Genomic DNA, 25,964 nt, shown 5'->3' with positions numbered 1-25,964 from the left:
GCGGCAATTACTCCGCCTCGCACTCCAAACTAAGCTTGCACCCGCTCGGCAGCCGCGGCCTTGGCCTTCGCCATCTCCGTGAGTGCGCGCTTGTATTCGAATGGCATGACCTTCTTGAACTTGGCGACAGAGCCCGCCCAGTCGGCCAGGATCGCCTGCGCCTTCGTCGAGTTGGTGTAGTGCGCATGCCGCACGATCAGCGCATGCAGGCGCTCCAGATCCTGCTCGCGCATGTCGAGCATCAGCTCGGAGAGCTGCTGCGTCGCCTCGCGCGAGTTCTTGGCGAGCTTGTCGATCAGCGCCGCGTCGAGCGCGAGCGGCTCGATCTCGACCATTTCCTTGTTGAGGCGCGTTTCGAGATCGCCCGCTGCGTCGAACACGTAGGCGACGCCGCCCGACATGCCGGCCGCGAAGTTGCGGCCCGTCGGACCCAGCACCACTACGCAGCCGCCCGTCATGTATTCGCAGCCATGATCGCCCGTGCCCTCGACCACCGCGTAAGCGCCCGAGTTGCGCACGGCGAAGCGCTCGCCGGCGACGCCGCGGAAGTAGCACTCACCCGTGATCGCGCCATACATCACCGTGTTGCCCACGATGATGCTCTCCTCGGGCACGATGCCCGAGAGCGCGTTCGGCCGCACGATGATCTTGCCGCCCGAGAGGCCCTTGCCGACGTAGTCGTTGCCTTCGCCCACGAGATCGAGCGTGAGGCCGCGCGCGGCCCAGGCGCCGAAGCTCTGCCCGGCGGTGCCCTTCATGGTGAGCCAGATCGTGTCTTCCGGCAGACCCGCATGCCCGTAGCGCTTGGCGATCTGGCCTGAAAGCATCGTGCCGGCCGTGCGGTCGGTGTTCTTGATCGCGAACTCGGCCTTCACCGGCTTCTTCGCGTCGAGCGCGGGCAGGGCAGCCTTGATCAGCTCGTTGTCGAGCACCTTGTCGAGGCCGTGGTTCTGCGTCTCGCAATGGTGGATCGCCACGCCCTTGCCGGCGTTCGGCTTGTGGAACACCTTCTCGAAATCGAGCCCGCGCGCCTTCCAGTGATGAATGGCGCGATCCTTGTTCAGCCAATCCGTCTGGCCGACGAGCTCGGAGAGCTTGCGATAGCCCATGGCGGCCATCATCTCGCGCACTTCCTCGGCGACGAAGAAGAAGTAGTTGATGACGTGCTCGGGCGCGCCGGTGAAGCGCGCGCGCAGCACCGGATCCTGCGTCGCGACGCCGACCGGGCATGTGTTGAGATGGCACTTGCGCATCATGATGCAGCCGGCCGCGATCAGCGGCGCGGTCGCGAAGCCGAACTCGTCCGCGCCGAGCAGCGCGCCGACGATCACGTCGCGCCCCGTCCGCAGGCCGCCGTCGACCTGCACGGCGATGCGCCCGCGCAACCGGTTGATGACCAGCGTCTGATGCGTCTCGGCGAGGCCGATCTCCCACGGAGAGCCCGCATGCTTGAGCGACGTCAGCGGCGAGGCGCCGGTGCCGCCCTCATAACCCGAGATGGTGACGTGATCGGCGCGCGCCTTGGCGACGCCCGCCGCAACCGTGCCGACGCCCACTTCAGACACGAGCTTCACAGACACCTGCCCGTCGGGGTTGGTGTTCTTGAGATCGAAGATGAGCTGCGCCAGGTCTTCGATGGAATAGATGTCGTGATGCGGCGGCGGCGAGATCAGGCCCACGCCCGGCGTCGAATGGCGCACGCGCGCGATCGTCTCGTCCACCTTGTGGCCGGGCAACTGGCCGCCCTCGCCGGGCTTTGCGCCCTGCGCCATCTTGATCTGCATCATGTCCGAGTTGACGAGATACTCGGTCGTCACGCCGAAGCGGCCCGAAGCAATCTGCTTGATCGCCGAGCGCATGCTGTCGCCGTTCGGCAGCGGCTTGAAGCGGTCCGCTTCCTCGCCGCCCTCGCCGGTGTTGGACTTGCCGCCGATACGGTTCATGGCTATCGCGAGCGTGGTGTGTGCCTCGCGCGAGATCGAGCCGAAGCTCATCGCGCCCGTGGCGAAGCGCTTGACGATCTCGGTCGTCGGTTCGACCTCTTCGATCGGAATCGGCTTGCGTCCCATGCTCTCCGCCGAGCGGATGCGGAACATGCCGCGGATCGTCAGAAGCTGCTCGGATTGCGCATCGATGGCGCGCGCGTAGTCGCGATACTTCTGCGGCACCTTGCCGGCCTTGGCGTCGGCATTGTCGGTTGAGCGAACGGCATGCTGTAGGTCGGCAACGACGGACGGGCGCCACACATGCGCTTCGCCTCGTACGCGGTAGGCATAATCGCCGCCGACATCGAGCGCATTGGCGAGCACCGGTGAATCGCCGAACGCCGCCGCATGGCGGTCGAACGTCTCGCGCGAGATCTCGCGCAGGCCCACGCCTTCAACCGGCGTATGCGTGCCCGTGAAGTACTTCCGCACGAACGTGGAGCGCAGCCCCACGGCGTCGAAAATCTGCGCGCCGCAATAGGACTGATAGGTGGAGATGCCCATCTTGGCCATCACCTTCATGAGCGCCTTGCCGATGGCCTTGATGTACTTCTTCTGCACCGCCTCTGCCGTGAGGTCCGCGCCGAGGCTCGGCGCCATCACCGACAGCGTGTCGAAGGCGAGGTAGGGGTTGATGGCTTCCGCGCCATAGCCGGCGAGCGTGCAGAACTGATGCACCTCGTGCGCTTCGCCCGTCTCGACGACGAGACCGACAGACGTACGCAGGCCCTGGCGGATGAGATGATGATGCACGGCCGAGGTCGCGAGCAGCGCCGGGATCGGAATCCGGCCCCGGCCCGCGGCGCGGTCGGAGAGAATGATGATGTTGTAGTCGTTCGAGCGCACGGCCTCTTCGGCCTCGGCGCAGATCACGTCGACCGCGGACGCCATGCCGGCCGGACCCTTGTCGACCGGATAGGTGATGTCGATCGTGATCGACGCGAAGTGGTTGTCGCGCACTTCGCCGATCTGGCGGATGCGCTCCAGGTCCTCGTTGGTGAGGATCGGCTGGTTCACCTCGAGGCGCTTCACCTTCGAGGTGCCTTCGAGGTCGAGAATGTTCGGCCGCGGCCCGATGAACGAGACGAGGCTCATCACCAGCTCTTCGCGGATGCTGTCGATCGGCGGGTTCGTCACCTGCGCGAAGTTCTGCTTGAAGTAGGTGTGCAGCAGCTTGGGCTTGGAAGACATCGCCGAGATCGGCGTGTCGTTGCCCATCGAGCCGATCGCTTCCTCGCCGCGCGCGCCCATTGGCGTCATGAGGAACTTGAGGCTTTCCTGCGTGTAGCCGAACGCCTGCTGAAGATCGAGCAGCGAGGCGTCGTTGCGCGTGGCGGGGCCCTTCTTCGGCGAGAGCGGCAGATCCGAAACCATGATCTGCGTGCGCTTGACCCAGGTTTCATAGGGGTTCTGCGCCGTGATCTCGGCCTTCAGCTCTTCGTCCGAGATGATGCAGCCCTTTTCGAGGTCGATCAGCAGCATCTTGCCGGGCTGCAGGCGCCACTTCTTGACGATGTTCTCTTCCGGCACGGTGATGACGCCCGCTTCCGAGCTCATGATCACCATGCTGTCCTTGGTCACGATGTAGCGGGCAGGGCGCAGGCCGTTGCGGTCGAGCGTGGCGCCGATCTGGCGCCCGTCGGTGAACGCCATCGCTGCCGGGCCGTCCCACGGCTCCATGAGGCAGGCGTGATATTCGTAGAATGCGCGCCGCTTGGCATCCATCTGCGGATTGCCGGACCACGCCTCGGGGATCAGCATCATGGCGGCATGCGCCAGGCTGTAGCCGCCCATGGTCAGGAATTCGAGCGCGTTGTCGAAGCAGGCCGTGTCCGATTGACCCTCGTAGGAGATCGGCCACAGCTTGGAAATGTCGCCGCCGAACAAGGGCGAGGAAACGGACGCCTGGCGCGCCGCCATCCAGTTGACGTTGCCGCGCAGCGTGTTGATCTCGCCGTTGTGGGCGACCATGCGATAGGGGTGGGCAAGGCGCCAGGACGGGAACGTGTTGGTCGAGAAGCGCTGATGCACGAGCGCCATCGCCGAGACGACGCGCGGATCCGAGAGATCCTTGTAGTAGACGCCCACCTGGTACGAGAGGAACATGCCCTTGTACACGACCGTCCGCGACGACAGGCTGACGGTGTAGTGGCCGACGTCGCGGCCCTTATAGGTGTTGTGGATCGCGTTCGAGACGATCTTGCGCACGAGATAGAGGCGACGCTCGAACTCGGCCTCGCTGACGCCCGCTGGCCGCGCGATGAACACCTGCCGGTGGACGGGCTCGGTCGCGCGCACGAGTTCGGAGAGGCACGAGTTATCGACCGGCACGTCGCGCCAGCCGAGCAGACGCAAACCCTCATCGCGCAGCACGCGCTCCCAGGCGCGCATGCCGTGCGCGTTCAGGCGCTCGTCCTGCGGCATGAAAAGCTGGCCCACGGCGTACTGCAGCGGCTCAGGCAGAGTAATGCCGATCTTGGCGCATTCCTCTTTGAAGAATGCATGCGGAATCTGGATCAGCATGCCCGCGCCGTCGCCGGCCAGCGGGTCCGCGCCCACGGCGCCGCGATGCTCGAGATTGCAGAGCATGCTGATGGCGTCGGAAATCACGCGATGCGATTTTTCGCCTTTGAGATTGGCGATGAAGCCCACGCCACAGGCGTCGCGCTCGAAGCTGGGGTCGAACAGACCTTCCGCTTGGGGACGCTCATAGGTGCCACGAACGGGCATGTCATTGGTCATGGGGTGGTCCTCGGGTATCAACGCCGGCAATCGCAATGCCGGTTTCGTAACGCATCGCCGTATGGCCGCCGGCCGCAGTCGTCTGCCGGCGAGGGTGGTCTAGGCCGTGCGCGCTCGCGCCAGAGCAGTCGGCGCGGAGCGATAGCCTGCGCAAAGCAAGCTCGACCCGTAATCGGGCGGGCATCCACTCACGAGACGTGGCAGCTTTGCGACCACCGTATTCAATCTCCGCCGACGGATACGGGCTACGCAGTCCGCTGCCCAGCCAATGAGACAACCTCACTCTCCCCAGCGTAGCAGGCAAGGCGAGAGCGCATAAAGGACAGCAATGCTGACCTTTCGGGCCAATGTTGCAGATTTTGCCCTGCAACACAAGAGCGATTAGAGCGCGATAAGAGTCTAGACCGCGCCCCGGGCACAGGCTTGTCGAGGTGATGCGCCACTGAGGCGTTGATGTACCGGTGCGCGGGTGCTCGCCGCCTAAAAAGAAGGCGGCGGCATCGCTGCCGCCGCCTCCCTGGGAGGTCGCGAGCTAGGGGGAAGGGGTTAGCCCTGCGCCTCAATCTGCTTGGGCGCGTCGCTGCCGGTGCCGACGGCGATCGGAATGGACCGCGGCCGCATACGCTCGGGCAGGTTGCGCACGAGATCGACGTTCAACAGCCCGTCCTTGAGCACGGCGCCTTTGACCTCGACGTGGTCGGCGAGCTGGAAGCGCCTTTCGAAGCTGCGTGCGGCAATGCCGCGATGCAGGAAGCGCCGCTCGCTGTCGGTTGCCTCCGGCGATTTCTCGCCGCGCACCGTGAGCGTGCTTTCCTTGACGTCGACCTTGATCTCGTCGGTCGTGAAGCCGGCCACAGCCATGGTGATCCGGTACTCGTTATCGCTCAGCCTCTCGATGTTGTACGGTGGGTAGGCGACGTCCGCGTCGGAGCCTGCAGCGTTGTCGAACAACTGGGCGAGACGGTCGAAGCCGACGGTCGAACGGTAGAGCGGCGTGAGATCGAAATGTCGCATGACAAAAGTCCTCCATGAGAAGCGACTGATTTGGGACCCGGCCGATTGGCCCGGGCCTCTGGTGTTGCGCACCCGCTTCGGGCGTGCGCAGCCATTGATTTAGGTGGCGCGGGATCGGCTTCAAGAGGGGCCAGCTCTTTTGTCAGAACGGCGCAAAGGTCTTTGGACGCAGCAGGAATGCGGCGCCCTTCATGCCCCGTTCATGTTGCAGGGTGGATCCTAGATCAGCGAGCCGCGTTAGAATTTTCGCGCCGCTTCAGGACTGCTCGGATCCACGAGGGAGATCACCAATGAGAGCGTCATCGTCTCTGGCTGCGATTGCCTTGTCGGTTTTCACGTTCGCGGGCGCACCGGGCTTCCCGGTGGTGGCCCATGCTGCGGATCTCGATGGCGAGGCTTATGCAGAGCCGCCGTATGACGACAACGGATACGCCGACGAGAGCGCGGGCCCGGAGGACTATGCCCCCGCGGAAGACTACGGCGCGCGCGCCGAGCACGGCGTCACGAGAGACTACGACACTACGAGAGAGTACGGCGCCACGCGGCAGTACAATGGTCCTTCCAGAGAGTACGGCGCAGCCGAACCCCTGCCGGGATCGGTGAAGGACGGCTATCCGGTCCCGATGCCGCCGCCCGGTTACAGCGAGGAGCGCTCCTACCAGCGCGTCGAACGCATCGAGCGCCGCGACGACCGCCACGCCTGCCTTGGGCGCTGGCAGATCCGCCGCAGCCTGAACCGTGACGGCTGGGCCGACATCCGGCCGATGGGCGGCGACGGCGCCACCGTGCGCATCCGAGCCACCCGGTTCGACACGGGTCGCGTGTTCAATCTCCGCGTCGACAAATGCTCGGGCGAAGTGATCGCCGCCCGCCCGCACTTCCTGCGCAGCTACGCCTATCGCGACCGCCCCTGGCGCTAAGCGAACTGGCGGCCGTTCGCTTGGCGACGCTCGGCCAAGAACGCTGTCATGAACGCAGCCGAGGACGCTGGCCAAGGACGCTGGCCAAGGACGCTGGCATGCGCTCGGCCCCTCCATGCTATCCTTGCCGCAAAGTGATTTGCGGGGTCTGACCCATGAAGCTGGTTGCGCTGGCCAAAAATCCGGTTCCGGGAGGCGCGGTCCCGGGCGAGCTGATCGCGCATGACGGCGCGCGCCTTCGGTTCGTGCGCTGGGAAGCAACGCGCGGCCCTCGGCGGGGCACCGTCTGTCTCTTCGGTGGACGAGGCGAATACGCCGAGAAGTACTTTGAGGTGGTCGCCGACCTGCGCCGCCGCGGTTTCGCCGTCGCCACGATGGATTGGCGCGGCCAGGGCGGCTCGTCGCGCCCGCTGCCCAATCCCCTCAAGGGCCACGTCTCGAGCTTCAACGAGTTCGACAGCGATCTCACGCTATTCATGAAGGAGATCGTGCTGCCGGATTGCCCGCCGCCTTTCATCGCGCTGGGCCATTCGATGGGCGCGAACATCCTGCTTCGCAACGCCGCTCGCCCCGGCTCTTGGTTCGAGCGCATGATCCTGTGCGCGCCCATGATCGAGTTCGCCGAAAAGAAGGTGGGCTTTCCCCAGTCCGTCGCCCGCGCTTATGCCGAGGCGGGCTGCCTCCTGGGGTTCAGCCGCAGCTACGTGAAGGGCGGCTCCGACCGGGTCGTCGAGCGCGGCGCGTTCGAGGGCAATGAGCTCACGAGCGACCGCGAGCGCTGGTATCGCAACAAGGCCGTGCTCGACACCAATCCGTCGCTCGCTTTGGGATCGCCCACCATCGGCTGGCTGCGCGCCGCCTATCGGTCGATGGCGCTGGTGCAGTCGGAAGGCTTCGCGGCGTCGATCAGGGTGCCGATGATGGTGTTCGTCGCTGGCAAGGACCAGATTGTCTCCTCGCGCGCCGTCGAAGATTTTGCAGTGGGCCTCAAGGTCGGCACGCACGTGCTGCTGCCGGCAGCTCAGCACGAGATCCTTCAGGAAGCCGACACGATCCGGCTCCGCTTTTGGGCGGCCTTCGACGCCTACATGGGCCTCGACGAGGCGGCCGCTTAGTAGCCAGGTTCAAACCAACCCGCTGAACGCAGGAGGATAGACGAGTGCCTCGGCTGGGGTGTCGTCGCCGGGCCGCGCAATGAGTGTGTATTCGAGGGGGTAGGGAGACGTAAGGCTCTGCGCACGTGCCGCGCTGAAACCAGCCCGCTCATAGAAGCTCGGCCGGCCGACAACGACAATTGTTGTCGGAACGAGGGGCCCGCCAGCTCGAAGTTGCTCCGAGCAATTTACGATCGTTGCGATCTCGCGGACCAGTCGCGTTCCAATCGCGTAGAATCGCCGTTGGCTTTCATCCGGCGCGGCCGCTGCGCGCTGAAAACTTGGAAGAACGGCGAGCGGGGCAAGGCAAGCCCATCCTTCGGGTGCTCGCATCCGGGAAAGAGCTGCGTAACCAACAATTGCTCCAAGCCACGGCGTGACGAGTTCCACCCACATGTCTCCATCCGCACGGAGACGCCGAACAAGCTCGGCCTCGTCGGAGCGGCCGAACGCAGCGCTAAGGAGCGCTGCAATCTCCTCCTCGTCTCCTGCTCTTGCGTTACGGTAGCTGTCGGGTCCGATAGCCATGTGATCTCGAAAGGTCCTCGCGGCCACGGCAGGACGGCCCTCCCGCGACCTACCGATTGAGCAGTTTGAGCGCGCGATCGTGCAGCGCCGGATCGCCCGAGGCCAGGATCCGCCCGCCTTCCGTCGCCGGCCGCCCGTCCCAGGTCGTCACGCGCCCACCCGCGCGCTCCACGATCGGGATCAGCGCCACGATGTCGTAGTTCTTGAGCCCGGACTCGACGATGAGGTCGACGAAGCCCGCAGCCAGTAGGCAGTAGGAGTAGCAGTCGCCGCCGTAGCGCGTCATGCGGGCTTCCTTCTTCACGCGCAGGAACCCGTCGGTCTCGGCGCCCGCCTGGAACAGGTCCGGACTGGTCGTCATGAGGATAGAGTCCGACAGTCGCGGGCAGGCGCGCGTACGGATGCGGCGCGGCTTGGCCGTGCCCACCCCGAGATACGCGGCCGTCCGGTCCGACCAGAAGCGCTCGGCGGTGAAGGGCTGGTCCATGAGGCCCAGCACCGGCTCGCCCTCGCGCAGCAGGCCGATCAGCGTGCCCCAGAGCGGCGAGCCCGTGATGAACGACCGCGTGCCGTCGATTGGGTCGACCACCCACTGATAAGGCGCCTCCTGCCGCTCCCGGCCGTATTCCTCCCCGACCAGCCCGTGGTCGGGTGCGCGCTCTCGAATCAGCTTTGCGATGGCCCGCTCGGCGGCCCGATCGGCCTTCGTCACGGGATCGAACGCCTGAGCGCCCGCCTTGTTGGCGACGTCGAGCGGTTTGCGGAATTGGGGCAGGATCACAGCCCGGGATCGGTCGGCCAAGTCGTGGGCCAGCGAGAGAAGAGGTTTGAACTGCGTTTGGCTAGGCAAAGTCACAATGGATATCCGTCACTTAAGTTGACGCGGCTGCAACGTGATTACATCCACGAACAAACAACATTTGAAATACTCCCTTTGAGAGTAAAACAAACAGATGAATTACGCTGTGTTGCGAGGCCGCACCACGCCCCCAGTAATAGTCACCAAAGTTCGCTGCTTAAGTTGCTGACATTTGCGAACAGGAGCATAAAAAAAACGCAGCTTCGAAGCACACTTCTTCGCATCTGCAGCCCTATACGGGCGTTTCCTCCCTAGACTTGGGCCGTTCGCTCGTTCGAACGGTCCTCTTTTTGAGCCCACCGCCATGCGATGCGGGCTCCCGCAGTCTCCCAGCTTAGCCTCGAGACCGCTCCTGAACTGCCCTTAAGCGTGGCCCCCGGTTGCGCCACTCCAGATCCACACACCCCAGATCCACAAACCCAAGTGTGCCCCTCACGTTCGTAATGGCAGCTCTGCAGTTTTTGCACTTTTCTTTCATGCCGGTGGATCTGATATATTGCATTGCGACATCGCTGAGCTAGCGCTCGCGTGTCGTTGCCCTCCTTGGGCGTTTCCTCCCTAGACTTGGGCCGTCCAGCACCTGGACGGCCTTTTTTTTTACGTTTTTTCCGGCGGCTGAATAACTAAGTGAAATAGTTAGATAAATCGACCCATGCTTTGCGTCGGCGGATTGCGGGGCGTCCATTGCGCGATGTGTTGCAAATGAACCTCGCTAACGCGTCGCAGCAATTTATCCCTACTGGTGGGCTTGCGCTTTGACGCGCTGCAGCATACTTTTGGGATGTGAGAACGAGGTGCGGCCTCGCCGCTGCCTTGTGATCACAGCCCTCCTTGGGCGTTTCCTCCCTAGACTTGGGCCGTCCACTGGGACGGCCCCTTTTTTTGTTCGGAGCCGCGCATTGCGCATGCGCGTCGGTTAACAACGGCGCGGCGCGTGAACTATTCCGCAGCCGCCGGACGATCGATCGCCGGGCCGAAAGCCGGAAACAGCAAGCCGGCGATTTGCGTCAGATCCCGCTGAAGGCGCTCGAAGCCGGATGTCCGAACGAATGTCATCTCGTTGAGATACCGCGCGCGGTTGATTTCGATCTGCACCGCCTGAACGCCGCGGTAGGGGCGCCCGTAGTGCTCCGTGATATAGCCGCCCGCGTAGGGCCGGTTGAGCTGCACGTCGTAGCCGGCTGCCGCAATCGTATCCCTGAGAAAACGCGTCAGGCGCGGATCGCACGCCGCCCCGAACCGGTCGCCGATCACGAAATCGGGGCGCGGCGCGCTCGATTGCGCCATCTGCGCCGACGGCATCGAGTGGCAGTCGATGAGAATGGCGTGGCCGAACTTCGCCCGCGTCGCCTCGATCAGGGATTCGAGCGCTGTGTGGAACGGGAAGTACAACTTCTCGATGCGCGCGAGCGCTTCGTCCACGGTAAGCCGCGAATGGTAGATCTCCTCGCCGTCGGCGACGATGCGCGCGATGGTGCCGAGCCCGCCGACAACCCGCACCGACTGGCAATTGGCATAGTCGGGCAGCGGATCGGCGAACAGCTCCGGATCGAGTTCGTACGGCTCGCGGTTGACGTCGAGATAGGCGCGCGGGAAGCGCGCCGAAATCATCGGCACGCCAAGCTGGGCCGCGCCCTGAAACAGCTCGTCGACGAAGCAGTCTTCGGATTTGCGAAGCGTCAGCGGATCGAGCCGCGACTGGGCGAGAAAGGCAGGCGTATAGGTTCTTCCCGAATGCGGAGAGCAGAGCACGAACGGCGCGACCTGCGTTTCGGGCGTGAAGATCGTAAACGGCGGATCCAGCGGATCGCTGGCCGGTGAGAACGTCTGGGCGATCATTCGCTCCTGCTTTTCACGAGCGCCTCGGGACTGCGTGCCGATTGCTAACATTGAAGGCGCGAAGCCGGCGACGCAAGCGTTGCAGTGTGCCAACCTCGGTCGATGCTGTCCACGTCGCGGCGGACTTTTCGCGCGCCGGACGTGGAAAAATCGGCTAGACTATCGCCTTCGCCATCCTGGCCCGCCTCTTGCTCATCTCTTGAGTGGCCAAAGGTGCGAGTGGAATATCGGGGGATGCTCCTTCAGCTTCACGCTCCGTTTACCAAACTGGCGCCAGAGTTACGTGTTCCACCGTCTCATCAGTATGTAGTCATTTCGAGTAAGACATCCATGACAGCAAAGCCCTCAAGCCTCCCCAAGTGCCGAATTCTGCTTGCTGAGGATGATGACTCGATGCGCGGTTTCCTGGAGCGCGCTCTCGCCAAGGCCGGCTACGAGGTGACCTCGTTCGCCAACGGCGAAGAGGCCCACGAGCGCCTGCAGCAGGAACCGTTCACGCTTCTTCTCACCGATATCGTGATGCCGCGCATGGATGGCATCGAGCTCGCCCGCCGGGCCTCCGAGATCGATCCCGAATTGAAGATCATGTTCATCACGGGCTTCGCGGCCGTGATCCTGAACAACGAGCAATCCGCCCCCAAGGAGGCGCGGGTGCTCTCGAAGCCCTTCCACCTCAAGGATCTCGTGCGCGAGGTCGAGCGTCTGTTGGCTGCCTAAGCCCAACGGCGAAAGGGCGTTTTGTCTTCCCTGCGACGCCTTTGCAGATAGTTGGTTTCCGCGCTTGCGCGGCTTCGGCAATGCCAGTATAGGAGGCGCTGCCGAATGACTTTCTTGGCTCGGATGGGCACTTAGCTCAGCGGTAGAGCACTACCTTGACATGGTAGGGGTCACAGGTTCGATCCCTGTAGTGCCCACCATCCGCCCGCCTTGCCTCAAATGGTTGAGAACAATGAAGGTAAGAAACTCGCTTAAGTCTCTTCGCTCGCGCCACCGGGACAACCGTCTCGTGCGCCGCAAGGGCCGCATCTACATCATCAACAAGACGCACCGCCGCTTCAAGGCCCGCCAGGGCTAAGCTTGGAGGCCCGCCAGGGCTAAGCGCGCCGCAGTTTTGCAATCGAAATTCTCCGCCCGGCGCCCACGGCGCTCGGGCGGTTTTGCTTGTGCAGTTGGCGCGTGACGCGCCCTGCCGAAGCCCTTTGACGTCGCGAGCCGCACTTCCTATCTTTGACCGATGAAACATCGCCCCCTCGGACGTCCTGCGGCGCGCGCCGCTCGTAATGCCGCCGCCGCGATTCTCTTGCTGCCGGTTGCCGCCTTGGGGCACGCAGCCCTCGCTGTGGCCGCCCCGCCCTCCGAAAGGCCGCCGCCCGATTGGGCAGACCCCGGCCCAAGCGTGACCCCGGACGGAAGACCGCCTCGCCATCCCCCGCCGCTGGCCAGTCCCGATCGCTCGCGATCGGATCGGCTTCAGTCCGGCCCACAGGGGCCCGTTGGTCCGGCGCCAGGACCATCCGCACAGGAAAACCCCGCCAAACTCCTCGAAGAGCTCTATGCGCGCCTGGCCACTGCGCCCGACGAAACGACCGGCGCCGAAATCGCAGCCGCCGTCGAGCAGCTCTGGCAGCACTCGGGCAGCCCGACGGCCGACCTGTTGACGGCGCGCGCCGCGGCCGCAATGGAGGCGAACAAGCGCGACCTGGCCATGCAACTGCTGAACGCCGCAGTCGAGCTGCAGCCGGACTACGCCGAAGCCTGGAACCGCCGCGCCTACCTCTTCTACCTGGAAGACGACTACAAGCGCGCGCTCGGCGATCTGCGCCGCGTTCTCGCGCTTGAGCCGCATCACTTCAAGGCGCTCGAAGGCCTCGCCGGCATCTTGCTGCATCTCGGCGAGAAGAAAGCCGCCCTCGAAGCCTACGATGCCCTGCTCAAGGTTCACCCGCAGGTGCAGGGCGGCAAGAAGGCGCGCGACGACCTCAAGGTCGAGGTCGAAGGCCAGGGAATCTAAGGCCAAGGGAATCTAAAGGGCCGAGGCATCGGAAGCCCAAGGCAACGAGCGTCCCCCACTCCCAACTTCATGGGAGTGGCCGCGCATCGTTCTGAGAACTCTTATTCCGCGTTCTTGGGCGCCGTGCGGCGTTCCACCGGCACCTTGCCGCCGGTCGGAATGTAATCCGGGCTGTGACCGTCCGGCAGACCATGCTCGTCCACGAACGCGAGCCGGATCATGTTGGTCGCGCCCGGCGAGCCGAGCGGCACGCCGCACGTGATCACCACGCCTTCGCCCGGCTTCACGAAACCGCCTTCATAGGCGATCGTCGTCGCCTTGCGCACCATGTGCGCTAGGTCGTCCGGGTCGCTCGTCAGCACCGTTTCGATACCCCACACCAGCGACAGGCGCTGAGCCGTGCGTGCAATCGGCGTAAGACCGATGACCGGCAGGTTCGGACGCTCGCGCGCGACGCGCAGTGCCGTCGAGCCGGTCGCCGTGTAGCAGAGAATGGCCGCCACCTTGAGCGTGCTGGAGATGGCGTGCGCGGCGGCCGCGATCGCGTCGGCGCCCGTCGGGATCTTCGGAACTTCGATCGCGTGCACGTAGGCATCGTAGCTCGGGTCGGCCTCGACCGAACGCGCGATGCGATTCATCATCTCGATCGTCTCGACCGGGTACTGCCCGACCGCGGATTCGCCCGAGAGCATGATCGCGTCCGCGCCGTCGAACACCGCCGTCGCCACGTCGGACACTTCGGCCCGCGTCGGCATTGGCGATGTGGTCATGCTTTCCAGCATCTGCGTCGCGACGACGATCGGCTTGCCCGCGCTGCGCGCCTTGCGCGTGATCTGCTTCTGCAGGCCCGGCACGCGCTCCACCGGCAATTCAACGCCAAGATCGCCGCGCGCGACCATGAAGCCGTCGCCGGCGGCGATGATGTCGTCGATCTCGTCGATAGCCGAAGGCTTCTCGATTTTGGCGAGCACCGCGGCCCGGCCGTCGATGATCTTCTTGGCTTCGATGATGTCCTCGGCGCGCTGCACGAACGACAGCGCGATCCAGTCCGCCCCCAGCTTGAGCGAGGTATCGAGGTCGATGCGATCTTTTTCCGTCAGCGAGCTGATCGGCAGCAGCGTGTCGGGCATGCTGATGCCCTTGCGGTTCGACAGGATGCCGCCTGTCACGACCTCGGCCACCACGCCGGAGCCGTTGACCTCGATCACGCGCATGCGCAGCTTGCCGTCGTCGATCAGCAGCGTGTGTCCCGGCTCGACCGCCTCGAAAATGGCAGCATGCGGAAGGCTTACGCGCTGCGAGGTGCCCGGCGCGCCGGACTGGTCGAAGCGGAAGATTTCGCCCGGCTGCACCAGCGCGCGCCCGTCGACGAATTCGCCGAGGCGGAACTTGGGGCCCTGAAGATCGCACAGAACGCCGATGGAGCAGCGATGCTTGGCGGCCACGTCGCGCACGGATCGCACCAGCGTATGAGCCGACTCGGCGCTCGTGTGGCTCATGTTGACGCGGAATACGTCCGCTCCGGCGATGAACAGCTTCTCCAGCATCCCGGGCGCGGACGACGCGGGCCCGAGCGTCGCAACAATCTTGACCCGCCGATGACGTCTCATTGCCCGTTTGCCTCTTTATTGTCGGGATCGGTGAGGCGCACCGTCCACTCTTGTGCCTCTCCGGTGTCGACTTCGAAAAAACCCGTGCGCTTATAACCGCGCTTCGGGCAGTCTTGAACACCCCGGATTGCAAATGATTTATCGGCCGAGCACATGAAGTTCGAACCGGCCCATTCCCCGCCGCGGTCGTAATCGACTGCGTGGACGTAGATAAACCTGCTTGGCAAGGCACCTTTCAAGATTGTTTCGCATGCCTGCGACGCGATGTTCCACCATCCCTCTGTCGCCCAGCCATCGGCATCCTGATAGCCGATGGCAACACCCACTCGGCTCTGCGACGCGTTGCAGAACTTGAGGTCGGCCAATGCGGGATGCGGCACCGCCAGAAGCAGGGCGGTCGCGAGCAGGGGAATGGAGACGTTCCGTATCATGCCGTCACGGGTTTGAGGAAAGCGTGCCCTCACACGTCCGAATCTCGGATGGCCGAGACTGTGGCAACGAAAGCGGGCGTCTTTTGGGTTTGCGCCGCGAGTGGCGCCGCAGAAGCGTCCATTGAAGGCCGGGATACGCCATTACGCAACCCCCTGCCGGGTGGCGCGCTGAAATGGTAACAGGATCGGCACGGATGAGATGCTGATGCGACATTCCGGCTCGCGAGCTCAACGCGGCCGGGACGCCAGTAAAAGGAGGCAAAAATGCCGGAATCGACCCAATCGCGGGATCCCGCCACCGATCCGTCTCTGACGCTCGAGCTGGAAGCGGCGGCCTTCCGCCGGCTGGTGGCTCATCTCGGCGAGCGCACCGACGTCCAGAACATCGACCTCATGAACCTCGCGGGCTTCTGCCGCAATTGCCTGTCGCGGTGGTACCAGGAGGCCGCGGCCGAACGCGGCGTCACGCTCTCGAAGGATCAGTCGCGCGAGATCGTCTACGGCATGCCCTACGCCGAATGGCAGCAGCGCTACCAGACGGACGCTTCCCCCGAGGCACGTACCCGCTTCGACGCCGACGGTTCCCATCATGCAAGTGCGCCCCGCGATGCAACGGACAAGCGCTAACGGCAGAGCGGCGGATCCATCCACAGGATTAAACTCTGGATGACGCTACACCCTGCCTTGCTGGTGTCTGGAGCGGTCACTAGCTTCTCCTCCATGCGCGATCCCGGATTGGCGGATCGCGGAGGGACTGGACAAGTTGGGGGTATGCATGACCACGCTTCAAGCATCGGCGCAGAAGCAGCTTCGCCAAATGATTGAAAGCATCGAGCGCCTGGAAGAAGAGAAGAAGGCGCTCGCGAGCGACATCCGCGACAAATACCTGGAAGCGAAGGGCATTGGCTTCGACGTCAAGATCCTGCGCCAGATCGTGCGGCTGCGGAAGAAGAGCCAGACCGAGCGCCAGGAAGAAGAGGGCCTGCTCGAGGTCTACATGCATGCGCTCGGCATGCTGGACGGACCGATGTCGTCGGACGCGGAATCCGCCGCCGACCGGATGATCGCAGCCGAGTAGGCCACGAGACGTTAAGACGGGTGGGTGAGCAGGGCGGGCGCCGGGTCAGGTGCCCGCCCGCTTTTCGCTTGTTCGCGGAGTGCGCGGGCTGGGCGGAAATGAAAAACGTCTCGGGCCGGTTCGGCGCACGGCCCGAGACGCTAACGGACGAGAGAAAGCCGGAGCTTTTCCTGCCGTATCTGGGAAAACGTGATGCGTTAAGTGACCGCGATCACGATCGTTTGTTCACTGCGAACATAGACCGCAGGCTATATCAGAGCTAATCGTTATTTGTTTCTTCTCTGATCAGGCGGCCTTATGACGACGGTGACCCTCAAGCAGTTGCGCTACTTCGATGCGCTCGCCCGCGAACTGCATTTCGGCCGCGCAGCCGACGCCTGCGCGGTCACGCAGCCTGCGCTCTCCATGCAGATCCACGAGCTTGAGCAGAACCTTGGCCTGGTCCTCGTCGAGCGCACGCGATCGGGCGTGCAGCTCACCGCCAAGGGAGCGGAGATCGCGGCGCGCTGTGCGCGGGTGCTGGGCGACGTGCGCGACCTCGTCGCCTTTGCGCAGCACGCAAACCGGCTTCTCGCGGGCACGCTCCGTCTCGGCGTTATTCCGTCGGTCGCGCCGTACCTGCTGCCGCCGCTGTTGCCGCTGCTGCGCGATGCTTATCCCGATCTCGAGCTCCACGTGCGCGAAACGCAGACGCAGATTCTCACCGACGAATTGCTGGAGGGGAAGCTCGACGTCCTGCTGCTCGCGCTGCCTCTCAAGCATCCGGATCTCACCAACCTGCCGCTGTTCGAAGACAAGTTCCTGCTGGCCGCGCCCAAGGATCGCAAGATCTCGGGACGCGTTCGCGCGACCAAGGAACTGATCGAGCACGAGCGCCTGCTGTTGCTGGAGGAAGGGCACTGCCTGCGCGATCAGGCGCTGACCTATTGCAGCCTGCAGCAGGTGGACGCCGTAAACACGTTCGGCGCATCGAGCCTCGCCACCATCGTCGAAATGGTGTCGGCTGGCTTCGGCATCACGCTTCTGCCGGAGCTGTCGATCGGCGTCGAGGAACGCGGGCGCGACATCACGCTGGTGCGCTTCATCGAGCCGGAGCCTGCGCGCACCATCGGGCTCGTCTGGCGCACGACGTCGCCGCAGAAGCAGGATTTCGAGGAGCTGGGCCGGCTTGTCGCCAAGGCCTGGAGCGAGGGCGCGCTCGCCGCTACGCGGTCGGGCGCACGCGGCAAGAAACCTCTCAGCGCGTCTTGACGGAGCGCGAAACGAGCTGGCGGGCGGACGCGTTCGGGCTCTGAGGCGCGGCTGCGAGCGAGTCGAGATCGACCGAATCCCCGCGGAACTCCTGCGCCCACGCCATGGCCGTCTGCTGGTGCCCGGCGCCGAACCGCATCGGCAGCGCAACGCCTTCATCGTCGATCATGTCGATCGCCATGTCGGGGTCGGGGTGAACCAGCGTCTGCAGGGCGGGATCGTCGAACGAGGCCGTCTCCGTCAGCAGCGGAGCCAGCGCAAACGGCCGGTAAGACAGCTCTTCCGGATGGTCTTCGTCATACTCCGTCGCGGCGACCCAGCCGCTGCACCAGTCGGTCGAGCCTTCGCCGAGCGGATGCGGCTCGGCGCCTGCGCCGGCCACCGCCGGGCGCGGCTCGGCCGCGGCGGCGGTCACGGGCTTCTTCGGGAACGGCAGATCGGGCGTCATCGAAGCAGCCATGGCGTTACGGATCGGCGTCGAGCCGGTCACAAGCCGCGCCGGCGCTTTCGCGGCAGGCGGCACAACGGCTGCGGGAGGCGGCGGGCTCTGCGCGTCATGTTCGAGCGAGGCCAGCGTCACGAGCATGTCGAGGCGCGAGCGGTCGGCGTCGGGCAGCTTGCTTACGAACTTCGAGGGCTTGTCGACCGGCTTCGGAGCCGAAACGAGCTTGGGCGGCGGGGCCGGGGCTTCCACGATCGGATCGAGCGCCACGCGCGTCACTTTCGCGGCAGCAGGAGGCGGCGGCAGGGCGGCGACGGAAACCGGGTTGTTCTCAGGCGCGAGATCGGCCGGCGAAGGCTGCGGCGCGCCGACGGCCATGCGCTGGTGCGGCTGCGGCGGGCGGACAGCCAGTGACGGCCGTGGCGGCTGCGGCAGCGAGGCGACGACCTGCGGCTTTGGGAGGGCCGGCGCGGCTTCGGCGACCATCACGCTGGCGGGACGCGGATTGTTGTGCAGCTCCATGAACTGCGCGACCTCTTGCACGATGTCCTTGCGGCGCTCTCGCGCGGCGCGCGCGACCGCGGGACTTACGCTTCCGTGCTTCGAGCCGGAGGGAAAGAGGATGGCGAGTTCGTCTTGCGGCATGCGCGGCCAGTGGCGCACGCGGGCCGTGTCGACATGCACGAACGGAATGCCGGATGTGGGATAGTAGCCGACGCCTCCGCGCTCTCGGATCATCGCCGAGTAGCGCATGCGCTTGATGGGCACGTCAGGGAACGAGAGGTCGATTGCCTTGCCGGTCATGTGCTGGCTCTGGCTCGCCTGTCCGCCGCGGGTTCGCCGCAGCATCTCGTTGGTCGCGGGCGCGCGGTAGCCGCAGATGATGTGGACGGGTTGCTGCGAGCCGAGCTCGCGATGCATTTCCCAGATGATGTCGACGGTGTTCGGATCCATCGCGATCGACTTGCCGAGGCGCCAGTCGCGCATGATCCAGTTGATCTTCTCGAGCGCTTCGGGAACGAAGCGGCCGTCCTTCTTGTAGAGGACGGTCAACGTCTCTTTGGTGTGGATGTGGTAGAACGAGATGGTGCGGTCGTCGCGCGCCTGCGCCACCGCCACCTGCGCGATCAGGGCCAGGGTGGCCGTCGCGGCAGCGGATAGAAACCGGCAGGTCAAGGCTCCCGCCTTTACGCTCAAGCGATATCCCCCATCGAGAACACCAAGGTTAAGGCATACGCCCCGTTGCTTAACGGTTGGTAACCTTGGAATGCGCGATCAAGAGGGCCTGTAGGCGGCGTAAAAAGGGCGGGCGCCCGTAAAATCGGGCCCCGCCGCGGATCAGGGTTAACAAACCCTTTCCAGGATCGATCAAAAGCCGCCGAACAGATTGTTCATGAACGTCTCGAGCGGGTTGCCGCCGGTGTAGCGCGTCTGCGTGTATTTGACAGGCGCCAGGTGATCGTCGCCGCGCGCGATCTGGTCGAAGCGCCCGTCGAGCGCCAGCATCACGCGCTGCTCGTGCCCGTAGACGTCGGGATAGCGCAGCACGTCGCCGTTGTCGGCGATGACCTCGGTGAAATAGACGAGATGCACGGGAAGCTTCTTTTCGAGCGGGATCGGGTTCTCGACCGGCGGGCCCGAAACGAGCGCCGCGACCTTGTCGGCCGTCCATCCCTTGTCCGCTTCGAGCACGAGTTCGGCGAGCCGCTCCGGATTGCGCACGCGCACGCAGCCGTGGCTGAACGGACGGCTAGGCCGTTCGAACAGGGGCTTGGTCGGCGTGTCGTGCATGTAGACGATATGTTTGTTGTGGAACGTGAACTTGAACAGCCCGAGCACGTTCGACGGGCCCGGCGGCTGCTGCACGTCGTAGCTGCGGATGTCGGCCGAGCCCCAATCGATGGAGTAAGGATCGACGGGGCGGCCGTTGCGCGTCATGCGCAATCCCTGCTTTTCGAAGTAGGTGCCGCCGCGCGCGAGGCTGGGGTACAGCTCCTTGACCTTGATCGAGTCCGGCACGTTCCAGCGCGGATGCGCCGTCACCATGTCCATCTCGGCCGTGAACGTTGGCGTCTGCTTGTCGACGAGCCCGGTGATGACGCGCTCTTCGTGGACGACCTTGCCGTCACGCACGAACTGGTAGGTGAACGCGGGCAGGTTGACCCACACGTGCGTCGCGCCGAGATCCGTTGGAATCCAGCGCCACATCTCCATGTTGGCGCGCACCTTGTCGGGGCTCGGCACGTCGATGGCGTTCAGGGCCGCGCGCGTGCCGTTGCCGACGACGCCGTCGGGAGAGAGACCCTTTTCGGTTTGAAACGCACGCACGGCCTCGGCGAGCGTGTCATCGAACAGGGTGTCGGCCGGTGCATCGCCCGTCGCAGTGGGCGAGGGAACTTTCAATCGCTGCCGCAGCAGCGCGACATGCTCGTGGCGCTGGCCTGGCGAGATCACGGGCCCCTTCGGAATGAGCACCACCTCTTCGGCTTCTGCCGCGCGCAACAACGTCAGATAGCGCTGGCGCAGCTTCTCGAACTGGGGGTGCTGCGGGTGGAAGCCGCGCAGCGTCGCGTCCGGCGTGGTCGACGTGGCGAGCTGGTCGAGCACGACCTTGGGCTCGAGAAGCTGCGGCATCCGGTCGACGTAGGAGGAGAGCTGCACGGCCGGGTTCGTGATCCGCCCGCCGCGCGCGTGGCGGGCATAGGCGAGGGCCGCAAGCGAGAGCTTGAGCTCGGCCTCAGCGGCGCTGTCTTCGGACGGAAGCGCTGCGACCTCGGGCAGTGTGAACGCCGCGGCATCCAGCCCCCAGTCGTTCGCCTTCTTGATTTCGGCGAGCACGAGCACGGCGCGGTCGTTGAGCGCGCCGTCGGCAATCCAGAGCGGAGCATCCGCGCGCGCGAGATAGAACGCCTTGAGGGCCGCGCCGTCGCTGAGTTCCGCTTCCGAGGCTTGCGCCTCGCGCGCGTCGATCTTGGTGCGCACGAGCGCGCCGAGCTGAGGCTTGGCCGGTGGCGTCGGCGCTGCCACCGTTGCGGCGGGCGGCGCGGCAGCAGGCGCGGTCGCGGCGGGTGCCGGGGCGACTGGCGGAGCCTGAGAAGCAGCAGCCGGAGGTGTGGGGGAAGGAGCAACAGGAGCGGCCGCCTGCGCAGGAGGCGTCACCGCGGGTGCAGGTTGAGCGACAGCCGGAGCGGCTGCCGGAGTTTGAACGGGTGGTGCCTGAACGGGCGCGGCCTGGACGGCGGCAGCAGCCGGTGCCGGAGCTTGAGTCTGAGCCTGAACGGAAGGTGATGGCGCAGTAGGTGTTGCGACGGGCGGCGCCTGAACTACGGGAGCGGCCGGGCTTTGCGCGCTCGGGGCAGGGTCTGCCGGGTCGGCTCCGGCCAAGCCCGGCATCGCAGCCGCGGCCAGCACCAGCGCCAACGGGCGCGCAACCAAACTACCGTGACGCATAACACGTCCCCCAATGCGATCGTCCACGAAAAGCCGCGGTACGCTAGCCGAGGCCAGCCGCATTGAGAAGATCTCGAACGTCCAAGCCCATGGCAGCCTGGGACTTTGACTTCGGACTGTTGTGGAATTGTGATGCGCCGGCGTTCGTCAGCCGGCGCATATGGTTATCGGTCCGGAGACTTTAGTTCACGCGGGGCTCGAGCCCGTATTCCTGCATCTTGCGGTAAAGCGTCGAGCGGCCGATCTTGAGCCGTTTCGCGACTTCCGTCATGTGTCCGCGATAGCGCCCGAGCGCGAGGCGGATCATGTCGGCTTCGATGTCTTCGAGCGCGCGGATCTCGCCGCTCTCCGTCACCGCCGCGATGCCGAGAGCGGAGGCGCCGCCGGCGCGCACTTCGAGCGTCTGCGGAATGGTGTCTTCTGCGCCGAGCAGTGCCGGGCCCGTATAGGCCGCGGGCTTCTGGAGCGCCGTGGGCGCTGCCGGAATCTCCGCTTCGAAGCCATCAACCTGGCTCGCGATCTGCGGGAACTCGTCGACCGTGAGTTCGCTCCTGTCGGCAAGCACGACGGCACGGAAGATGGCATTCTCGAGCTGGCGCACGTTGCCGGGCCAGTCGTAGGCCATCATCATGCGCATCGCCTGATCCGAGAATCCTGAAATGCGCTTGCCTTCCTCGGCGCCGAAACGGGCGAGGAAATGCTGGGCCAGCTCCGGCACGTCTTCGCGGCGCTCGCGCAGCGGCGGCACCCAGACCGGGAACACGTTGAGACGGTAGTAGAGATCCTCCCGGAACTTGCCTTCCTTCACGAGCTGGATCATGTCGCGGTTGGTCGCCGAGACGAGGCGGAAGTTGACCTTCACCGGCTTCTTCGCGCCGACCGGATCGATCTCGCCTTCCTGAAGCGCACGCAACAGCTTCACCTGCGCGTCGAGCGGCAGCTCGCCGATTTCATCGAGGAACAGCGTGCCGCCGTCCGCTTCCTGGAACTTGCCGACGCGCCGGTCGACTGCGCCCGTGAAAGCTCCCTTTTCGTGGCCGAACAGGATGCTTTCGACGAGGTTTTCCGGAATGGCGCCGCAGTTGACCGTGACGAACGGCCGGCCTGCGCGCTCGCTTTCGCCCTGGATGGCGCGTGCGATCAGCTCCTTGCCGACGCCGCTTTCGCCTTCGATCAGAACGGGGATGTTGGAGGTTGCGGCGCGCTTGCCGAGCGCGATGACGCGCTGCATGCCCTCGCCGCGGATGATGAGATCGTCGAAGGTCAGCGTGCCTTCGGATTTCTTCTTGATGCGGGTGAGTTCGTCCGACAGCGCCTCGATCTTCATGGCGCTCTTCATCGAGACTTCCAGGCGCTCGGGCGAGGCAGGCTTGATGACGAAGTCGACCGCGCCGAGCCGGATCGCGCCGACCGCGGCATCGACCGAGCCGTTGGCCGTGAGCACGATGATCGGGGGCGAGGTGCGTCCCTTGAAGTGCTCGAGCACGGCCATGCCGCCGATACCGGGCATCACGAGGTCGAGCAGCACGAGGGAAATGGAGTTTCGCTCTGCGCCTTCGAGGGTTTCGATCGCTTGTTCCCCGGAATTGGTGGAACGCGTTTCAAAACCGAACCGTTTGACGGTTTCTTCGAGAATGCGACGCTGGGCAGGATCGTCGTCGACGATGAGAACACGCTTGACCATGAAACACTCGTTACACAACACGAACTGGAACACTTTGCCCGCTGGAACTCGCGCGCCTTCGAACACTGGGGCACACAGCAACCGGCAACTCAACTCGGCTTGAGATTGCCCCACAACGGTAAACAAGCTCTTTCGGAGAAGCCCACCTTGAACCTTTTTTGGCGCGCGGGGCCGGCGCCCCGCCGCGTCGTTATGCTCGGGGTGCGGCCCGGAAAGGGAGGACCCTCGGAGAAGGATGGAGGTCCCCATCGTGGCCGCCTGGCGTCCCGCGGGGGCTTGAACTTGTCCTGCGGACGCCTCAGATTGAGGCAACCTCATCCTCATTCACCGGAGCCTCTTGATGACGCCGATCTCGCGCGCACGCCCTTTTTCGGACCTCGCCCAGCCGGCCGCTCAGGCGGCTCACGGGGCGGCGGCCGATGCGCCCGATCTCGGCTCCATCCCCGAGTGGGATCTGTCTGACCTCTACAAGGGGATGGACGATCCGGCCGTGGCTGCCGATCTCGATCGCGCCGCGGCCGATGCGCTGCGCATCAAGGAAGCCTGCCAGGGCAAGCTCTTCGGCATGGCGGGGGATGGGGCGAAACTTGCCGACGCCATCGCCTCCTACGAGCAGATCTCCGACCTGATGGGCAAGCTCGGCTCGTTCGCCGGGCTCTTGTATGCCGCCAACCAGGCCGATCCCGCGCGCGCCAAGTTCTACGGCGACGTCTCCGAAAAGCTGACGCGGATCTCGACCGATCTCATTTTCTTCGAGCTTGAGCTCAATCAGATCGACGAAGCAGCCCTTTCGCCTTCGCTGAGCAACCCGAAGCTGGCCCGCTTCAAGCCCTGGATCGAGGATCTGCGCAAGGAGAAGCCCTATCAGCTCGACGAGAAGATCGAGCAGCTCTTCACCGAAAAGAGTCAGACCGGGCGCGGCGCCTTCGGCCGCCTGTTCAGCGAGACCATGACCGGGCTGCGCTTCGACGTCGAAGGCGCGCCGCAGCCGCTGGCGCTGGAGGCAACTCTCAACCTGCTGTCCGACGCCGCCGAACCGCGCCGCCACGCCGCGGCAGAGGCGCTGTCCAAGGTCTTCAAGGACAACATCCGCCTCTTCACGCTGATCACCAACACGCTCGCCAAGGACAAGGAAATCTCGGATCGCTGGCGCGGCTTCAGCGACGTCGCCGACAGCCGTCACCTCGCCAACCGCGTCGAGGCGCCGGTGGTGAACGCGCTGGTCGAAAGCGTGCGCGCGGCCTATCCGCGTCTCTCCCATCGCTACTATGCGATGAAGGCCCGCTGGCTCGGCATGGATCGTCTCTCGCATTGGGATCGCAACGCGCCCCTGCCCGACAAGCCGGAGCAGGTCTTCACCTGGCCGCAGGCCCAGAACATCGTCCTCAAGGCCTACGGGTCGTTCGCGCCCGACATGGCGAACATCGCAGGCGAGTTCTTCGACAAGGGCTGGATCGACGCGCCGCTGCGCGAAGGCAAGGCCCAGGGCGCGTTTTCTGCCGCCACCGTGCCATCGGTCCATCCCTATGTCCTGATGAACTATCAGGGCAAGCCGCGGGACGTGATGACGCTCGCCCATGAGCTGGGCCACGGCGTGCACCAGATGCTGGCCCGCGCGCAGGGGCCGCTGCTGGCGCCGACGCCGCTCACGCTCGCCGAAACGGCATCCGTGTTCGGCGAGATGCTGACCTTCCGCGCACTGCTCGCCGAGACGAAGAGCCCGCGCGAGAAGAAGGCGATGATCGCCGGCAAGGTGGAGGACATGCTGAACACGGTGGTGCGCCAGATCGCGTTCTACCAGTTCGAGCGCAAGGTGCACGAAGGCCGCCGCAAGGGCGAGCTGACGAGCGACCAGCTCAACGAGTTCTGGCTCGACGTGCAGAAGGAAAGCCTGGGCCCGGCGATCGATCTGAAGCCCGGCTATGAGGTGTATTGGGCCTACATCCCCCACTTCATCAATTCGCCGTTCTACGTCTACGCCTATGCCTACGGCGATTGCCTCGTGAACTCGCTCTATGGCCTCTACCAGGAAGCCCACCCCGACTTCGTCACCAAGTACTTCGACCTTCTGCGCGCGGGTGGCTCGAAGCACCACTCCGAGCTTCTCGCCCCGTTCGGCCTCGACGCCGCCGACCCGACGTTCTGGTCGAAGGGCCTCAAGGTGATCGAGGGCATGATCGACGAGCTGGAAGCGATGGACGCCGGGAGCGCGTAGCCCGTCTCGCCATCCGGGCGTTATACATTTTGTACAACGGCGTGCAGCTGTGTTATACAATTTGTATAACGCCCGGATGGAGCGCGCCCCATGAAGCTTGAGATCAAGAAAATCGGCAATTCGACGGGATTGATCCTGCCGAAGGAGCTGCTGGCCCGCCTTGGGCTTTCGCAAGGCGACCACGTCCTGGTCACCGAGGGCCCGGACGGGCTTCAGATCTCCCGCTACACACCCGATCTTGAGCGCGGCATGGAAATCGCGCGTGAGGCGATGAAGACTTACCGGGCGGCCCTCACCGAACTCGCGAAATGAGCGAGCCCTTCTGGCTGTTTCCGGAGCTTGTCGTCGCATTCCACGGCGAGCTTCTTCACGAGTTTGGCGGCCCCGCAGGCGTACGCGATCTCGACATGCTCGAATCCGCGCTCGACAGGGCGAGAAACAAATGGACCTACGGCGAGACGGACCTCGCCGCGCAGGCGGCCGCTTATGCCTTCGGCATCGCCAGGAACCATCCTTTCGTCGATGGAAACAAGCGCACCGCGCTATTGTCGATCGTGACCTTTCTCGGTCTCAACTGGATCGCGTTCGTCGCCGACAACGCCGAAGCGGTCGTGATCATCCAGGGCCTCGCCGCCGGCGAAATCGACGAGAGCGGTCTCACCCGGTGGATCAGGGACAACTGGCCGGCTCCGTGACGACAGGGCGCGCGCTGATGAATGCCCACGGCCGATGTCAAGCTGGAACCGTGCCG

General features: G+C 64.8%; 20 protein-coding genes and 1 tRNA gene. 12 read left to right on the top strand and 9 right to left on the bottom strand.

Annotated features, from left to right (window positions below; all coding sequences use genetic code 11):
* Window positions 1–29: 29 nt before the first annotated feature.
* Window positions 30–4,727, bottom strand: a complete 4,698-nt coding sequence (gene gltB / locus K2Y42_RS05255) for a glutamate synthase large subunit (protein WP_291149299.1) — start codon at window positions 4,725–4,727, stop codon at window positions 30–32.
* Window positions 4,728–5,273: 546 nt separating this feature from the next.
* The gene (locus K2Y42_RS05250) at window positions 5,274–5,741 is read right to left on the bottom strand and encodes an Hsp20 family protein (RefSeq protein ID WP_291149296.1); all 468 of its coding nucleotides are present in this window, start codon (window positions 5,739–5,741) and stop codon (window positions 5,274–5,276) included.
* A 290-nt stretch (window positions 5,742–6,031) separates the two neighbouring features.
* On the opposite strand from K2Y42_RS05250, the gene K2Y42_RS05245 reads away from it, so the two are divergent.
* Window positions 6,032–6,661 carry a hypothetical protein gene (locus tag K2Y42_RS05245; protein ID WP_291149294.1) on the top strand — a complete coding sequence of 210 codons (630 nt, stop codon included), beginning with the start codon at window positions 6,032–6,034 and terminating at the stop codon, window positions 6,659–6,661.
* Between the two features lie 155 nt (window positions 6,662–6,816).
* Complete coding sequence (locus tag K2Y42_RS05240; RefSeq protein ID WP_291149292.1) at window positions 6,817–7,776, top strand: alpha/beta hydrolase; 960 nt, start codon at window positions 6,817–6,819, stop codon at window positions 7,774–7,776.
* A 616-nt stretch (window positions 7,777–8,392) separates the two neighbouring features.
* Here K2Y42_RS05240 and hisN read toward each other — a convergent pair.
* Window positions 8,393–9,157 carry a histidinol-phosphatase gene (gene hisN, locus K2Y42_RS05235; protein WP_291150194.1) on the bottom strand — a complete coding sequence of 255 codons (765 nt, stop codon included), beginning with the start codon at window positions 9,155–9,157 and terminating at the stop codon, window positions 8,393–8,395.
* A 984-nt stretch (window positions 9,158–10,141) separates the two neighbouring features.
* Window positions 10,142–11,041: an N-formylglutamate amidohydrolase gene (locus K2Y42_RS05230; RefSeq protein WP_291149289.1), complete on the bottom strand. Its 900-nt coding sequence runs from the start codon at window positions 11,039–11,041 to the stop codon at window positions 10,142–10,144.
* Window positions 11,042–11,371: 330 nt separating this feature from the next.
* Here K2Y42_RS05230 and cpdR point away from each other — a divergent pair, with 330 nt between their 5' ends.
* The 4 genes from cpdR to K2Y42_RS05210 all read left to right on the top strand — a co-directional run bounded on the left by cpdR (window position 11,372) and on the right by K2Y42_RS05210 (window position 13,052).
* Window positions 11,372–11,758: a cell cycle two-component system response regulator CpdR gene (gene cpdR, locus K2Y42_RS05225; RefSeq protein ID WP_291149287.1), complete on the top strand. Its 387-nt coding sequence runs from the start codon at window positions 11,372–11,374 to the stop codon at window positions 11,756–11,758.
* 125 nt (window positions 11,759–11,883) lie between these two features.
* Window positions 11,884–11,958 (top strand) — tRNA-Val (locus K2Y42_RS05220).
* Window positions 11,959–11,990: 32 nt separating this feature from the next.
* Complete coding sequence (ykgO, locus tag K2Y42_RS05215; RefSeq protein WP_291149285.1) at window positions 11,991–12,116, top strand: type B 50S ribosomal protein L36; 126 nt, start codon at window positions 11,991–11,993, stop codon at window positions 12,114–12,116.
* A gap of 321 nt (window positions 12,117–12,437) precedes the next feature.
* A complete protein-coding gene (locus K2Y42_RS05210; protein WP_291149282.1) occupies window positions 12,438–13,052 on the top strand; it encodes a tetratricopeptide repeat protein in 615 nt (204 codons plus the stop codon).
* A gap of 101 nt (window positions 13,053–13,153) precedes the next feature.
* Here the strand turns inward: K2Y42_RS05210 and pyk are convergent, their stop codons facing one another.
* Together pyk and K2Y42_RS05200 are read right to left on the bottom strand one after the other, a co-directional pair.
* Window positions 13,154–14,662 carry a pyruvate kinase gene (gene pyk / locus K2Y42_RS05205; RefSeq protein ID WP_291149279.1) on the bottom strand — a complete coding sequence of 503 codons (1,509 nt, stop codon included), beginning with the start codon at window positions 14,660–14,662 and terminating at the stop codon, window positions 13,154–13,156.
* Window positions 14,659–15,093, bottom strand: coding sequence for a DUF1036 domain-containing protein (locus K2Y42_RS05200; RefSeq protein WP_291149276.1), 435 nt, complete (start codon window positions 15,091–15,093; stop codon window positions 14,659–14,661). The genes pyk and K2Y42_RS05200 overlap by 4 nt, the downstream gene beginning before the upstream one ends.
* Before the next feature lie 264 nt (window positions 15,094–15,357).
* Here K2Y42_RS05200 and K2Y42_RS05195 point away from each other — a divergent pair, with 264 nt between their 5' ends.
* The 3 genes from K2Y42_RS05195 to K2Y42_RS05185 all read left to right on the top strand — a co-directional run bounded on the left by K2Y42_RS05195 (window position 15,358) and on the right by K2Y42_RS05185 (window position 17,422).
* Window positions 15,358–15,720: a DUF1244 domain-containing protein gene (locus K2Y42_RS05195; RefSeq protein ID WP_291149275.1), complete on the top strand. Its 363-nt coding sequence runs from the start codon at window positions 15,358–15,360 to the stop codon at window positions 15,718–15,720.
* Between the two features lie 148 nt (window positions 15,721–15,868).
* The gene (locus K2Y42_RS05190) at window positions 15,869–16,171 is read left to right on the top strand and encodes a DUF2312 domain-containing protein (protein WP_291149270.1); all 303 of its coding nucleotides are present in this window, start codon (window positions 15,869–15,871) and stop codon (window positions 16,169–16,171) included.
* A 297-nt stretch (window positions 16,172–16,468) separates the two neighbouring features.
* Complete coding sequence (locus K2Y42_RS05185) at window positions 16,469–17,422, top strand: LysR substrate-binding domain-containing protein (protein ID WP_291149267.1); 954 nt, start codon at window positions 16,469–16,471, stop codon at window positions 17,420–17,422.
* Here K2Y42_RS05185 and K2Y42_RS05180 read toward each other — a convergent pair.
* The 3 genes from K2Y42_RS05180 to K2Y42_RS05170 form a co-directional block, all read right to left on the bottom strand.
* A complete protein-coding gene (locus K2Y42_RS05180; protein WP_291149265.1) occupies window positions 17,409–19,061 on the bottom strand; it encodes a DUF882 domain-containing protein in 1,653 nt (550 codons plus the stop codon). The two genes, K2Y42_RS05185 and K2Y42_RS05180, sit on opposite strands and share 14 nt — an antisense overlap.
* 171 nt (window positions 19,062–19,232) lie before the next feature.
* On the bottom strand, window positions 19,233–21,314 hold the full coding sequence (locus tag K2Y42_RS05175; RefSeq protein WP_291149262.1) for a L,D-transpeptidase family protein: 2,082 nt from the start codon (window positions 21,312–21,314) through the stop codon (window positions 19,233–19,235).
* A 181-nt stretch (window positions 21,315–21,495) separates the two neighbouring features.
* Window positions 21,496–22,998, bottom strand: coding sequence for a sigma-54 dependent transcriptional regulator (locus K2Y42_RS05170; protein ID WP_291149260.1), 1,503 nt, complete (start codon window positions 22,996–22,998; stop codon window positions 21,496–21,498).
* Between the two features lie 340 nt (window positions 22,999–23,338).
* Between K2Y42_RS05170 and K2Y42_RS05165 the strand changes: the two genes are divergently transcribed.
* From K2Y42_RS05165 to K2Y42_RS05155, 3 genes are all read left to right on the top strand, one after another.
* Entirely contained in the window at window positions 23,339–25,213 is a 1,875-nt protein-coding gene (locus K2Y42_RS05165; RefSeq protein ID WP_291149258.1) for a M3 family oligoendopeptidase, read from the top strand.
* Between the two features lie 90 nt (window positions 25,214–25,303).
* The gene (locus tag K2Y42_RS05160; RefSeq protein WP_291149256.1) at window positions 25,304–25,525 is read left to right on the top strand and encodes an AbrB/MazE/SpoVT family DNA-binding domain-containing protein; all 222 of its coding nucleotides are present in this window, start codon (window positions 25,304–25,306) and stop codon (window positions 25,523–25,525) included.
* The gene (locus K2Y42_RS05155) at window positions 25,522–25,908 is read left to right on the top strand and encodes a type II toxin-antitoxin system death-on-curing family toxin (protein WP_291149253.1); all 387 of its coding nucleotides are present in this window, start codon (window positions 25,522–25,524) and stop codon (window positions 25,906–25,908) included. The genes K2Y42_RS05160 and K2Y42_RS05155 overlap by 4 nt, the downstream gene beginning before the upstream one ends.
* The last annotated feature ends 56 nt before the right edge of the window (window positions 25,909–25,964 follow it).

This window comes from Hyphomicrobium sp. (assembly GCF_019744875.1).
Taxonomy (GTDB): domain Bacteria; phylum Pseudomonadota; class Alphaproteobacteria; order Rhizobiales; family Hyphomicrobiaceae; genus Hyphomicrobium_C.
The sequence above is the reverse complement of the archived record's forward strand: the minus strand, read 5'-3'. Positions and strand labels throughout refer to the sequence as shown.